This window comes from Arthrobacter sp. CAN_A212, assembly GCF_015752345.1.
GTDB lineage: Bacteria > Actinomycetota > Actinomycetes > Actinomycetales > Micrococcaceae > Arthrobacter_D.
This window is the reverse complement of sequence record NZ_JADOUT010000005.1, coordinates 25,644-38,291: the sequence shown is the minus strand read 5'-3', so window position 1 is coordinate 38,291 and position 12,648 is coordinate 25,644. Positions and strand designations below refer to the sequence as shown.

The following is a 12,648-nucleotide window of genomic DNA, read 5'->3' as shown; positions in this document are numbered from 1 at the left end:
CAGCTGCCGGGTTGACCGGATTACTGGGAAAACTGAATAACTGAGAACATCAGTACATGACTAACACCGGACGCCCCGCGGCACCGCCCATGACCAACCCCCGAGCTGATCGGGTGAAGGAAGTGGCACGACTCGCGGGGCGTCCGGCCCGCTTAAGGCAGGGCAGGTTTCTCGCTGAAGGGCCGCAGTCCGTCCGCGAGGCGTTGAGCCTGCATTCGGCTCGGCATGCCGCGGGTGAGCCTTCGGTGGTCGAGGAACTGTTCATCACCGAGGAGTGCCTTGAACGGCACGCTGAACTGGGCCTCTTTGAGGGCCAACCCGCGCCCCGGCTGGTCACCGAGGAGGTCCTCGCCGCCATGTCCTCGACCGTGACCCCCCAGGGTGTCATCGCCGTCTGCGCCTTTGTCGACGTGTCCCTGGAAACGGTGCTCGCGACTGAACCACGGCTGATCGCCGTGATGGTTGAGGTCCGCGACCCCGGCAACGCCGGTACGATCCTTCGGGCGGCCGACTCGGCCGGTGCCGACGCGGTGGTGCTGACGTCGTCGTCCGTGGACCTGTACAACCCGAAAGCGGTTCGCTCCACCGTGGGATCGCTGTTCCATCTTCCCGTGGTGATGGGAGCCGATCTGGAACTGGTGCTCTCCTCCCTGAGGGAACACGGGATCACAGTATTGGCGGCCGACGGGTATGGGAACGTGGACCTCGACGTGCTGCAGGAAGGGAGCGCCCGACGCCGGCTGGCGCCTGGCAACGACGGGCAGGGTGCTGACGCGGCACAACTGGAGGCGCGGACGGCATGGCTGTTCGGCAACGAAGCGCAGGGGCTGCCCGACGACGTTTTGCGGGGGGCTGATCACCGGGTGTCGGTGCCCATCTACGGGCGGGCTGAGAGCCTCAACGTCGGCACGGCAGCGACCGTCTGCCTCTACGCGTCGGCCAGGGCGCAGCGCCTCAGCTGACCGACACCGGCTCGGCAGGCTCGGCCGCTGCCGCCCGGGTGCGCCGGTCGATACGGCCGCTGGCCAGCGCGACACCGAGACCAATTGCCGCGAGCACCGCACCGACCAGGGCCGGCGCGGTGTAGCCCCACCCAAGTTCGATGACGACGCCACCGAGGAACGCGCCCAACGCGTTCGCCGTGTTCAGGGCGGCGTGATTCAGGGAGGACGCGAGCGACGGGGCGTCGGGCGAGACATCGAGCAGTCGGACCTGGAGCGATGGGATGAGCATTGCGCCAATCGCGCCTACCAGGAAGACGAAGAGCAATGCCGTCGGTGCCCACTGGACGGCGAAGGAGAACGCCACCAGCGTGAGGGCGATGACGCCCATCACCCAGTAGATGGTGCCCATCACGGAAATGTCCGCCAGGCGGCCGCCAACAATATTTCCGGTCACCATGCCGAGACCGTAGAGGGCGACGACGATCGGCAGCGTTGCCGACGGAAGCCCTGTCACTTCGGTCATGGTGGGGGAAATGTAGGAGTAGACGGCGAAGAAGCCGCCGAAGCCGACGATGCCGATCAGCAGGGTCATCCAGACCTGGAGATGCTTCAACGCGCCAAGTTCGCCCCGGATGGAGGCGCCCTTCTTGACCTGCAGGTGGGGGACGCTCCGCGTGATCATCACGATGGTGAGCACTCCGATTGCTCCCACCAGCAGGAACATGGTGCGCCAGCCGAAGAGCTGGCCCAGCCAGGTGGCGATCGGCACGCCAATCACGTTGGCGATGCTCAGACCCAGCATCACCATCGCGACGGCGTGCGCCCGACGGGTCGGCGCTGAGAGCGAGGCGGCGATCACTGCAGCCAGGCCAAAGTAGGCGCCGTGCGGCAGGCCGGACAGGAAACGGGACAGCAGGAGCCAGCCGTATTCGCTGGCGAAGTAGGACGACAGGTTGCCGACGGTGAAGACGACCATCAGCCCGATGGCCATTCCTTTGCGGGGCAGTCGTGCCCCCAGCGCGGCGAGCAGGGGTGCACCGACGACGACGCCGATCGCGTAGGCAGAGATGACATGTCCGCCCTCGCTGTCGCTGATATTGAGGGCCCCGGTCATCTCCGCGAGGAGGCCCATGATGGCGAACTCGGTGGTGCCGATGCCAAAGCCGCCCATCGCCAGCGCAAGGATGGCAAGGTTCAGCTGCCGGGGGGACAGGGGGGAGGTGCGTCGGGCATCAGACATGGAACTCGATTCGGCGGCATGGGATGAAGAAGGAGGCGAAGTCCTGTAGGGCGCAACGCGTCGACGCCGTTGTCTATTTCAACTCTAGCCTTGCCTGGGCTGGTGCCGCCTTCCCATGTGACGGCAACGGCCCAGGCTGTGCAGCAGACCGAACCTGTCGATGTAAGGAAGATCATGGCTGCTGGCGCGAAGGGTGACCAGCCGAACAACCAGGTCCGGGCACTCTGACGGGGCCGCCCGGCGAACAACTGGACTCGCTGGACGCGCCAGCTACACTCGGTTCGTGCCTGCAGAGAACCTACCGCGCCAGATCGTCGGCGCCGCGATCGTTGATTCCCTCGTCCGCCCCACCCGGCTGCTCGCCGCGCGTCGGACGGCTCCCGAACAGTTCGCCGGGATGTGGGAGTTCCCCGGCGGCAAGGTGGAGGCGGGGGAGTCGGACACCGCTGCCCTCCACCGGGAGTTGCTGGAGGAGCTCGGGGTGACAGTTCTGCTGGGGGCAGAGGTGGTTGGGCCCGTTCCCGGGGGCTGGCCGCTCAACGAGCGCGCCGTGATGCGGGTCTGGCTCGCCGAGGTTGCCACCGGCGAGCCTGTGCCGCTTGAGGATCACGATCTACTGTCATGGGTGCCTCTTGGAGGATCGGACGAACTGGTGAACCTGGCCTGGATCCCGGCGGACCGTCCCATCGTTGACGCTCTGCTGACCCAGGTAAGCGTCCCACACTAGATCTGCGCGCTACTAGAACTGGGCTGCCTTAGAACTGGGCCGTACTAGAACAGTGTTGGCTCTGAGCCTGCTGCACGTGATGGTGGGGAGAGAGCCGTCGGGGAACCCGCCTCACCGTCGTCGGGTGTCCCGGGCTGAAGCTCACGGAAGAATTGCGCGCCAGAGGTGAACCCGTGTCTGGCCCGGTGGTGCCGGATTCTGCCCGACAGCCAGGTCCGGTATTCCTTCGACGCGTAGCTGCCTCCGCGGTAGAGCCGCTGATAGCGGCCTACGAGCTGTGGATGGTTGGCTGCCAGCCAGTCCATGTACCACTCGCGGGCACCAGGACGCAGATGGAGCGCACCCGCCGAGACTCCGCTGGCTCCCGCCGCCGCCAGGGCCCCAAACAGTGCAGCAAGGGCTTCATCGCTATCCGTTAGCCACGGCAGGATCGGCATCGCCAGGACGCCGCAGGGCAGGCCGGCATCACGGAGCCGACTGATCAGCTCCAGCCTGGCCTTGGGAGTAGGTGTTCCTGGCTCCACCGCATGGGCCAGCGCCGGGTCAATGATCGCGAGCGAAATGCCCATCCCTATCTCCACCGAGGACGACGCCTGCTTCAACAGCGGGATGTCCCGGGCCAGCAAGGTCCCCTTCGTGAGGATGGAGAAGGGTGTCCCCGAATCGGCCAGCGCGGTGATGATGTCGGGCATCAACTGGTAACGCCCCTCAGCACGCTGGTAGGGGTCGGTGTTGGTGCCCATCGCCACATGTTCGCGTCGCCACGAGCGGCGAGACACCTCGAGCCGCACCACTTCCCCGGCGTTGGTCTTCACCACGAGCTGGGAATCGAAGTCCAGCCCGGTATCGAGGTTCAGGTAGCTGTGGGTCTTGCGGGCGAAGCAATAGACGCAGGCATGTGAGCAGCCACGGTAGGGGTTGATGGTCCAGTGAAATGGCATGCTGGAGGTGCCCGGAACCTTGTTGAGGACCGACTTCGCCAGCACTTCGTGGAAGGTGATCCCGGCGAAGTCGGGTGTCCTGACTGTCCGTACCAGGCCGCTCAGGGGGAGCAGCGCCTCCTGGGGAACCGGCGCCGTCGTCGTCGTACTCTGCCCAACCCATCGCATAAATACATTAGAACATATCTTCTAATGTATTTGATAGGAGCGTACTTGTATGCTGTGGGTCCAGGGTAAGAAGGGGGTCTGCGCCATGGGCCAGGTGATCGAAGTTGATGGTCTCCGGAAGTCGTTCGGGCGCCGGGAGGTGCTGCATGGCATCGGCTTCGGGGTGGAGCGTGGAGAGGTATTCGGCGTCATCGGCCCCAACGGTGCCGGGAAGACCACCACCATGCGGTGCCTGCTGGACATCATTCGCCCCAGTTCCGGAAACATCAGGATCCTGGGCCAGGACCCCGGCGCAGCCGGACCGAGGCTCCGCCGCCGGATCGGGTACCTGCCGGGGGAGCTGTTCCTTGAGCAGCGGATCACCGGGCGACGGCTCCTGGCGCACTATGCAGCGATCAGCGGCACGGTTCGGCCGGGGCGGGCTGACGAACTCGCGGAACGGTTCAATCTTGACCTGGACCGCCATACCCGGAAGCTTTCCAAGGGCAACAAGCAGAAGCTCGGGCTGGTCCAGGCCTTCATGCATGATCCCGACGTGTTGATTCTGGACGAGCCCACCAGCGGGCTTGATCCGCTGATCCAGCAGGAGTTCCGCTCGCTGCTGCGCGAGGTCCAGCACAACGGTCAGACGGTTTTCCTCAGTTCGCACGTCCTGAGCGAGGTCCAGCAGGCGGCGGACAGGGTGGCCATCCTGCGCGACGGCGACATCGTGCGCATCTCATCGGTCGCCGACCTGCGGGAGGGTGCCCACCGGCAGGTCAGGATTTCGGTGACTGGCGTCCCCCCGGCCGAGGTGGAGTTGCTGCTCCGGGACGTGCCGGGACTCCACCTGAAGCATGTCCACGCCGCCGGGGAGCTCACGGAGGTTTCGGCGACCCATGAGGGAGCCATCCAGCCGCTGATCCAGGCCCTCGCACCGCTGCAACTGGCGGATCTGGTCATCGAGGAACCCGATCTCGAGGAATCGGTTCTCACCCTGTACGGTTCAACCGCGAAGGGCGGCGCTGGGGAAATCGCAGCTGGCAGCGCCGAACGCGCACCGGGGGCACACGCAGCTGGCGCTGCCGGCACCCGCGGCGGCGAACGGACCCTGCCATGACTCATTCGGCACCCGCGGCCCGGGACCGGTCCAAGACACCGCCTTTGTCGACACCGCCTTTGTCAGCACTGCCCCTTTCGACACTGCCCCTGTTCCGACGGGCACTCCTCGATCACTGGCGTTCCACGGTGGCCTGGGCGGTGGGGCTCGCCGCGGCCATCATGCTGTACCTGCCGCTGTTTCCCTCTCTCGGGAACAGCGCTGAGATGCAGGACCTGATCAACGCGCTCCCTCCGGAGATGACCCGGGCACTGAACTATGATCAGATCGCCTCCGGCTCCGGGTACACACAGGCCACAATTTTTGGTCTGATCGGCTTTCTGCTGATGACCATCGCCTCAGTGTCCTGGGGCGCTTCGGCGGTGGCCGGCGACGAGGAATCCGGCCAACTTGAGCTCACGCTCGCCCACGCAGTGAACAGGCCCCAGGTAGTACTAGAGCGGGCGCTGGCGATCGGGGTGCGGACTGCTCTCGGCTGTGGTCTTTGGCCTGGTCTGGCTGCTGATTGGACCGGCACAGCTGGAGATAGACACCGCGCACCTGTTCGGCGCCACGGTCCTGTTCGCGGGGCTCGCGCTGCTCAGTGGCATGACGGCGCTTTTTGTCGGGGCGATGAGCGGCAGGAAGATGTACGGGACCGCCGCAGGCGCAGCAGTGGCCGTCCTGGGCTACGTGTTGAACGCCGTCGGACGCCAAAGCCCTGATCTGGAGTGGCTGTTGAACCTCTCCCCCTATCACTGGGCCTACGGCAACTCACCGGTCGCCAACGGCGCGGATTGGGGCGCGGCTTTCTGGTTGTGGGCGATCTCAGCTGCGCTCGCCGGTCTCAGCGCGGTGGCGCTGAACCGGCGCGACGTCGGTATCTAACGTCGTTCTCTGAGGTGGGAATGTGACCTTCGGATGCGACGTGATCTGGCGCTGGAAGCGAAGTGCCTGCTAGGTCGTAAGGTCACGGTGCTGGATCAGGTAGGCGGCGAGACCCACGCCTGCCAGCGCGATGAGAGTCATGCTGAGAGCGGGCACCGGGTCGAAGGCCTCTACTGGCATGGCGGGCGAGTGGTGGAAGGGGCTGAGCGCCTGAAGCCACTCGGGGAGTCCCAGGAGTTCTCCGAATTGCCCAAGGATTAACCCGGCGACCAGCAACCCCCACCCCACCGGCGCGCTCCACCGGGGGATCGTCGCAAAGGCAATCGCTGGCGCCGCCACGAAGACAGCGGCGGCCGGAACGTGTGCCAGGCTGGCGGCCAGCAGCTCGGTCCCCGGGGTGCCGGTCATCCCGGCGAGCCAGAATCCGAGGGTAGCCGCACAGCCCGCAACCGCCGCGACCGCCGCCGCTGAGGAGAGCGCCAGCACCAGGTTGGCGGTCAGCCAGCTGGTCCTGGACAGGGGAACGGCCAGCAATAGTTCAGCCCTCCCCTCGGCCTCCTCCGCGCGCATCCGCAGCACCCCCTGAATTCCGGCGGCGGCCGCCAGAACCCCTGCGATGCCAATCAGCGCAGCGGTGAACACGTAGACAATCTGGGCTTCGATCCCTGGCACCAGGCGGCCGATCAGTTCCGCTAGCGAATTGTTGCCCTCTACGGCATCCGTGACCACCGGCCCGAGTCCACCCGCGATGCCTCCCATGACCGCCGCGCCGACACACCACCCGATCAATGTGGAGCGCTGAAGGTTCCATGCCAGGCCAATCAGCGACCGCCCACCGGCACCGGCCCGGGGTCGGCCCGCTCGTTCCGGCAGCAAGCTGGCACCGAGATCCCGCCGTCCCCGGATGAGCAGGACGACCACCGCTAACACTGCAGCGGACACCGCCAACGCGACCAATGGCAGCAGATCGGGGGCGGTAAAGGGTCGGGAACGCTGCCCCCACCCGATGGGGGACAGGACCGAGATCCAGCCGCTCGTGACCCGCGTGAGCTCCGTGTTCGGTGTCCCGAGGGCGTCGCCGACGCCCCTGAGCAGGTACGCCGCCCCCACCAGGGAAGCCGCCGCCCCATTGGCGCTCCGCCCCGATGGCATTAGCTGCGCCATTAACCCGGCGACGGGCACGAAGAACAATCCGACGGTCCCGACGGCGGCCCCAGCCGTCAGGGAACCGGGGCCAGGCAGGCCCGCAGCGGTGCAACCCGCAGCTACGCACCCGGCCAGAATAAGGTTCGCCGCGCATCCCACCAGCAGTGTCGCGCCCAATGATGCGGAGCGGGGGAGTGGTGTGGAACCGATCAGTTCGGCCCTCCCCAACTCCTCGTCGGCCCGGGTATGCCGAACCACCAAAAGGGTACTCATCAATCCGGCGAGCAACGCGGTGAAGGCATAGCCCTGGAAGAACACCACAGCCCCCATACCGGAGCCGTCGGGGAGACCGCGAAGAAACAGCAGGGACGGGTTGGCGGTGGCCACAGCCATAATCGCCCGCCGGTCGCCCTCCTCGCTGAACTCTGAAGAGACGGCTCCCGCGGTGGCGAAGCCAAGCAGCCCGATACCGAGGATCCAGATCGGCAACAGGATCCGGTCCCGCCGGACCTGGGCGACGGCGAGGCGGAGCAGGCCAGGCATGAGTCAATCCCGCCCGGTTTGTCCGTCGCCGGCCCGTCCCGCACCGGTCCGGCCAGCGCCGGTCTGTCCCGCGCCGGGACGCTGGCGAAGGGTCCCACTGGTGGCTGCTGGTTCGGCATAGTGACGGAGGAAGAGCGACTCCAACGACGGCGGGGACACCGACAGGCCACTCGGCCGTGCGGCGGCAACTGCCTCCAGAATGGTCGGTAGGGAGGGAGTCTCGACCTCGAACTCCAGAGCGCCGCCGTCGTCGTGGATTTCCTGGACGCCGGGCAGGGCGGCGAGAAGATCCGCACTGACGCCCTCCACCCGAAAGTGGGTCAGCTTCAGATGTCGCAGGTCGGCCAGGGTGCCCGATTCCACCACCCGACCCGCACGGATGATGGTGACCCGGTCGCAGAGTTGTTCCACTTCGCTCAGAATGTGGCTCGAAAGCAGCACCGTTGCGCCCTCGGAATGCACCCGGCGGACCTCGCGGCGGAAAGCATTCTCCATGATCGGATCCAGGCCGGCGCTGGGCTCGTCCAGGACATAGAGCTTGGCGGGCCGCGCGAAGGCGGCAATCAACGCCACTTTCTGCCGGTTACCTTTTGAATAGGTGCGGGTCTTTCGACGGGGGTCAAACTCGAACTCGTCAATCAACCGGCTGCGCTCGGTCTCATCCGCGCCACCACGCAATCCGGTCAGCAGATCGATCACCTCACCGCCGGAGAGGTTGGGCCAAAGGCTCACGTCCCCGGGGACATAGGCAAGGTCCCGGTGGCAGCGGACGGGGTCCTGCCACGGATCCGTCCCGAAGACGCTTGCAGTTCCTGCGGTCGGACGGATGAGCCCGAGGAGAATTCGGAGGGTCGTCGATTTTCCTGCGCCATTGGGTCCGAGGAACCCGTGCACCTCACCGGCAGAGACCGAGAGGTCGAGACCGTCCAGCGCGCGGGTTCGGCCGAAGTCTTTCTCCAGCCGACATACCTCGATGATCGGATCTGATGCTTCAGCCATAGCGCGTCCGTTCACCCACCCGCCGACAACGACACGGCCGTTTCCGCGGCGTTCCTGGGGCTCGCTGCCCTCGGGTCAACCTGACATCGACGGATACTGGACACAGCCTACAAGCGCCACAGCGCAGCGGATAGGGCTCTACCGCATTCGTCAGGTTTGCCGGTTCCACCCTAGGCTGGAGCCCACGCCTGCCAGCTAGCCGAAAGGGCCCCATGCCGCTCGACGTCGAAAGTCTGCGTTCCCATTTCCCCGCACTGTCCTCGGGGATTGCCCACTTTGACGGACCCGGCGGCACGCAGACGCCGGGCGTCGTCGGGCAGGCGATCGCCGATACCCTGACCAGCCCGCTCTCCATCCGTGGAAGCTCGGTCGCGTCGGAGCGTAATGCGGATGCGGCGGTGCTCGGCTTCAGGCAGGCCATGGCTGATCTCCTCAACGCGGATCCGCTGGGGATCGTGTATGGGCGCAGCGCCACCGCGCTGACCTACGACTTCGCCAAACACCTGAGCGCCGGATGGGGGCCCGGCGACGAGGTGATCGTCACCCGCCTCGACCATGACTGCAACGTCCGACCCTGGGTCCAGGCCGCCGAACGGCAGGGAGCAGTGGTCCGCTGGGTGAGTTTCGACCCCCAGACCTCCGAGCTGGACCTCGACGGCCTGAGGGCAGCCCTAAGGCCCGCCACGCGGCTCGTCGCGGTCACCGCCGCCTCCAACCTGCTGGGTACCATGCCTGACATTGCCGCCATCGCAGAGCTGACCCACGACTCCGGTGCGCTCCTTTACGTGGACGGGGTGCACTATGCTGCCCATGCCAGCGTCGACGTGCAGGCGCTGGGCGCCGACTTCTTTGTCTGCTCGCCGTACAAATTTCTGGGCCCCCACTGCGGTGTCCTCGCCGCAGCGCCAGCCCTGCTGGAGACCCTTGTCCCGGAGAAGCTGCTGCCCTCCACCAACGCGGTGCCAGAGCGCTTCGAGCTGGGTACCCTGCCCTACGAGATGCTGGCCGGGACGACGGCGGCCGTTGACTTCACTGCCGCCCTCGGGGACGGTGGATCGCGACGGGAGCAACTCCAGGCGGCCCACCATGACATCGGAGCGCACGAAGCGTCACTGCTGAAGATCCTCGAGGCGGCGCTCGCCGAGATGCCAGCGGTGACGGTCCACTCCCGGGCCGCAGTCCGGACGTCCACCCTGCTTCTCACCTTTGCCGATCGAAGCGCCGCCGACGCCAGCCGGTTCCTCGCTGGCCGGGACATCCTGGTGCCAGCGAGTAACTTCTACGCTATTGAGGCGTCGAACGTGTTGGGGCTCGGAGACACTGGTGGCTTGAGGGTGGGGTTGGCGCCCTACACGAACCTCGACGACGTACGGCGGTTGATCGAGGGTCTGACCGCGTTCTTCGGCTAGCCCGGTACAGGCTGGTTCGGGAGAGAAAAGTGGCGCACCGGCAAACGCGCTGTCGGGCAGCCACTCATCTGTGGGTCCGCCACTCGTTGGGGCAGCGCCTAGGCTTGACCCATGATTCTCTTCACAGGATTCGAGCCCTTCGGTGGGGAAGCCCTCAACCCCTCCTGGCTTGCGGCGCAGGAAGCCGCCGCGGCCCTGCGGGCGGTGGGCAGTGCGGCTGTCGCCGTTGAGCTGCCCTGTACCTTCGGGGAAAGCCTCACCAGGCTGCGGGAAGCGGTGAGCGAACACCGCCCCGGGTTGGTCCTTTGCGTCGGGCAGGCGGGAGGCCGCGCCAGGATTTCCCTGGAGCGGGTAGCGATCAACGTCGACGACGCCCGCATCCCCGACAACGCCGGCAACCAGCCCGTTGACAGCCCCATCCGTCCCGGCGGCCCCGCAGCGTATTTCTCCACCCTGCCAATCAAACAGGCGCTGCAGGATCTGACCGTCGCCGGTATTGCCGCCGAAGTGTCCCAAACCGCTGGGACCTACGTCTGCAACCACGTGTTCTACGGGCTGATGGACCTGCTGTCCGCCAGCGGCGACGGTACGCGCGGCGGGTTCATCCACGTGCCGTACACCCCGGACCAGGCCGCCGTCCACGGCGCGCCGGGAATGCCGGTGGCCGAGATGGCCGACGCGCTGGTCCTCATTGCCCAAACCAGTCAGACGACGACGTCGGACCTGCGTCTTGCCGCCGGAGCGGAACACTAGGGTGCTGCCCGGTGGACCTCCGCTGGATTACTCGATGATCGGTTCGCAGCGGGCGGTCACCGTCGCGGTACCCACCAATCCCTCGGCCTGTGCCGTGATCACCGCTGCTCCCTCCGCGTTAGGAATAGGAGAAACCAGGCCTGATGCGTCCACGGGAAAATCATCCCGGTCCGACGCCCACGCGATCGCTCCCACGTCAACCGGCTCACCGGACGCGGTGACGGCGACCCCGCTCAGCTGCTGAGCTGTCGGGGGGCAGACCTCTGCGGCAGCCGGCTGCACGAGCAGACGGACCGGAGGATCCGGTGGAGCCAGGATCGTGAGCGGTACCGAGCTCCGCAACCCGTTCCATTCCGCGGTGATCTGGGTCTTACCCGGTGCAATCCCCGTTGCCTGACCTGTCTCCGTCACCGACGCCACCGATAGATCAGCTGACCCCCACTGCACGGCCCCGGTGATCTCCTGGGCGCTGCCGTCGCTGAACTGCGCCACTGCAAGATACTGCTGGGACACGCCCAGGTCCATTGCCTGGCTGGTGGGGGTGACGATGATTGACTCGACGGCCACGTCTGCCGGCAGGACGGTCAGCGTGGCCTGGGCTGACCTGCCGTCCGACGAACCGGAGATGGTGGCCGTTCCGGGACTGACGGCGGTGGCCAGCCCCATCCCGTCGATGGTGGCGACCCCGGGATTCAGGGATTCCCACACCGGCTGGCCCTCGATGCTCCGGGACATGCCACCCTCGAGAATGACTGACGCTGTGAAGTTCACGGTCCCACCCGGGGCCACTCTCGCCTCCGTCGGCTGGATGATCAGACTGCCGACCTCCTCGGGCACCGCTTGCACGCCGATCCATCCCGGGATGGAGGCAACCCCCGCACTCATGACGATTACTGCCGACACGGCGGCCGTGAACACCAGTACGATCCGCCGCTGATAGGCCCGCATACCGTCACGTAGTGCGCGGTCGATGAACGCAGGAAAGGTGTGCGCCCGGTCGCCTGCACCCGCTGCGAGGTGTTCGCGGAGTTGCCTGTTCATTGAGTGCCATGCAGCTCTTCGGCCCTGGCGGTACCGCTGCGCAGATCGGCGCGGACCTGGTCGATCGAACGGTCGGTAAGGGTTGCAATCTGGCCCGATGACAGGCCCGCAAAGTCGTGGAGCACGACGGCGATTCGCTCCGGCAGGTCCAGGGCGCCCAAAAGAGATCCGCCGCCGCCGTTCGACCGGACCTCACGCCGATTCCACCGACGGTCAGCCGAGACAAGCTTCACGAGCAGGCAGATCACGTAGGGGCGCAGGTCGCCGGTCACAGGGCCCCTCCATGCCGCGGTTGCCTTGGCCCAGGAAGCCTCCAGCAGGCGCTGGGCCATGGCAGGGTCGTCGCAGAGAAGGTGGGCACAGAGTTCAAGGTCGCTTCGCTGCCGCTGGAACTCCTGCCGCAGCGAGTCTTCACGGTTGGAGACTGCGGTAGTCACCCGGATCCCAAGAGGAAATCCAAACTCCACTTCCTTTACGGCGGGGAGAACCACCGCCGACAGAATCAGGGCGGTACCGAGGATGATCAGCCCCAGGCCGTAAAGTCCCAGTTCAAGGATTCCTGATCCGGCGAGGCCGCTCCCGAGCGAATCGAAGGGCCACAGAGTTCCGGCGAGGATCAGGGTGGCCCCTGAGAGCCCGAGGGCCAGTCGTTTGGGAGTGAGCGATGGTCGCCACGACCGGCGAGGAACTTCACACACAATTCACCCGATTCAGCCCGACCCCGCTCACTTGATAGCACGAAAGGTGTTATCCGGCTGTTATTGCTGCGCC

General features: G+C 66.3%; 12 protein-coding genes and 1 pseudogene. 7 read left to right on the top strand and 6 right to left on the bottom strand.

Annotated elements, in window-relative coordinates; all coding sequences use genetic code 11:
• Nucleotides 1–56 precede the first annotated feature (56 nt).
• Nucleotides 57–962, top strand: coding sequence for a TrmH family RNA methyltransferase (locus tag IWX64_RS06090; RefSeq protein WP_196866266.1), 906 nt, complete (start codon nucleotides 57–59; stop codon nucleotides 960–962).
• On the opposite strand, the gene IWX64_RS06085 is transcribed toward IWX64_RS06090, so the two are convergent.
• Complete coding sequence (locus IWX64_RS06085) at nucleotides 955–2,184, bottom strand: MFS transporter (RefSeq protein ID WP_196866265.1); 1,230 nt, start codon at nucleotides 2,182–2,184, stop codon at nucleotides 955–957. The genes IWX64_RS06090 and IWX64_RS06085 overlap by 8 nt on opposite strands.
• Nucleotides 2,185–2,286: 102 nt before the next feature.
• Between IWX64_RS06085 and IWX64_RS16955 the strand changes: the two genes are divergently transcribed.
• Nucleotides 2,287–2,412, top strand: a complete 126-nt coding sequence (locus IWX64_RS16955; protein ID WP_334683183.1) for a hypothetical protein — start codon at nucleotides 2,287–2,289, stop codon at nucleotides 2,410–2,412.
• Nucleotides 2,413–2,467: 55 nt separating this feature from the next.
• Entirely contained in the window at nucleotides 2,468–2,911 is a 444-nt protein-coding gene (locus tag IWX64_RS06080) for a (deoxy)nucleoside triphosphate pyrophosphohydrolase (protein WP_196866264.1), read from the top strand.
• A 44-nt stretch (nucleotides 2,912–2,955) separates the two neighbouring features.
• Here IWX64_RS06080 and IWX64_RS06075 read toward each other — a convergent pair whose 3' ends face one another.
• Complete coding sequence (locus IWX64_RS06075; RefSeq protein ID WP_196866263.1) at nucleotides 2,956–4,020, bottom strand: Rv2578c family radical SAM protein; 1,065 nt, start codon at nucleotides 4,018–4,020, stop codon at nucleotides 2,956–2,958.
• 85 nt (nucleotides 4,021–4,105) lie between these two features.
• Here IWX64_RS06075 and IWX64_RS06070 point away from each other — a divergent pair, with 85 nt between their 5' ends.
• Both IWX64_RS06070 and IWX64_RS06065 read left to right on the top strand, forming a co-directional pair.
• Entirely contained in the window at nucleotides 4,106–5,119 is a 1,014-nt protein-coding gene (locus IWX64_RS06070) for an ABC transporter ATP-binding protein (protein ID WP_196866359.1), read from the top strand.
• An 83-nt stretch (nucleotides 5,120–5,202) separates the two neighbouring features.
• Nucleotides 5,203–5,986 (top strand): annotated as a pseudogene (locus tag IWX64_RS06065) (ABC transporter permease subunit).
• Between the two features lie 69 nt (nucleotides 5,987–6,055).
• On the opposite strand, the gene IWX64_RS06060 reads toward IWX64_RS06065, so the two are convergent.
• Entirely contained in the window at nucleotides 6,056–7,675 is a 1,620-nt protein-coding gene (locus IWX64_RS06060) for an ABC transporter permease (RefSeq protein ID WP_196866262.1), read from the bottom strand.
• 3 nt (nucleotides 7,676–7,678) lie between these two features.
• Nucleotides 7,679–8,674 carry an ABC transporter ATP-binding protein gene (locus tag IWX64_RS06055; protein WP_196866261.1) on the bottom strand — a complete coding sequence of 332 codons (996 nt, stop codon included), beginning with the start codon at nucleotides 8,672–8,674 and terminating at the stop codon, nucleotides 7,679–7,681.
• 212 nt (nucleotides 8,675–8,886) lie between these two features.
• On the opposite strand from IWX64_RS06055, the gene IWX64_RS06050 reads away from it, so the two are divergent.
• Entirely contained in the window at nucleotides 8,887–10,083 is a 1,197-nt protein-coding gene (locus tag IWX64_RS06050) for a cysteine desulfurase-like protein (protein ID WP_196866260.1), read from the top strand.
• A gap of 111 nt (nucleotides 10,084–10,194) precedes the next feature.
• Nucleotides 10,195–10,836 carry a pyroglutamyl-peptidase I gene (gene pcp, locus IWX64_RS06045; protein ID WP_196866259.1) on the top strand — a complete coding sequence of 214 codons (642 nt, stop codon included), beginning with the start codon at nucleotides 10,195–10,197 and terminating at the stop codon, nucleotides 10,834–10,836.
• A gap of 27 nt (nucleotides 10,837–10,863) precedes the next feature.
• Here pcp and IWX64_RS06040 read toward each other — a convergent pair whose 3' ends face one another.
• Both IWX64_RS06040 and IWX64_RS06035 read right to left on the bottom strand, forming a co-directional pair.
• Complete coding sequence (locus IWX64_RS06040; protein ID WP_196866258.1) at nucleotides 10,864–11,877, bottom strand: Ig-like domain-containing protein; 1,014 nt, start codon at nucleotides 11,875–11,877, stop codon at nucleotides 10,864–10,866.
• Nucleotides 11,874–12,575: a hypothetical protein gene (locus IWX64_RS06035; RefSeq protein WP_196866257.1), complete on the bottom strand. Its 702-nt coding sequence runs from the start codon at nucleotides 12,573–12,575 to the stop codon at nucleotides 11,874–11,876. Before IWX64_RS06035 ends, IWX64_RS06040 begins: the two co-directional genes overlap by 4 nt.
• Nucleotides 12,576–12,648 lie beyond the last annotated feature (73 nt).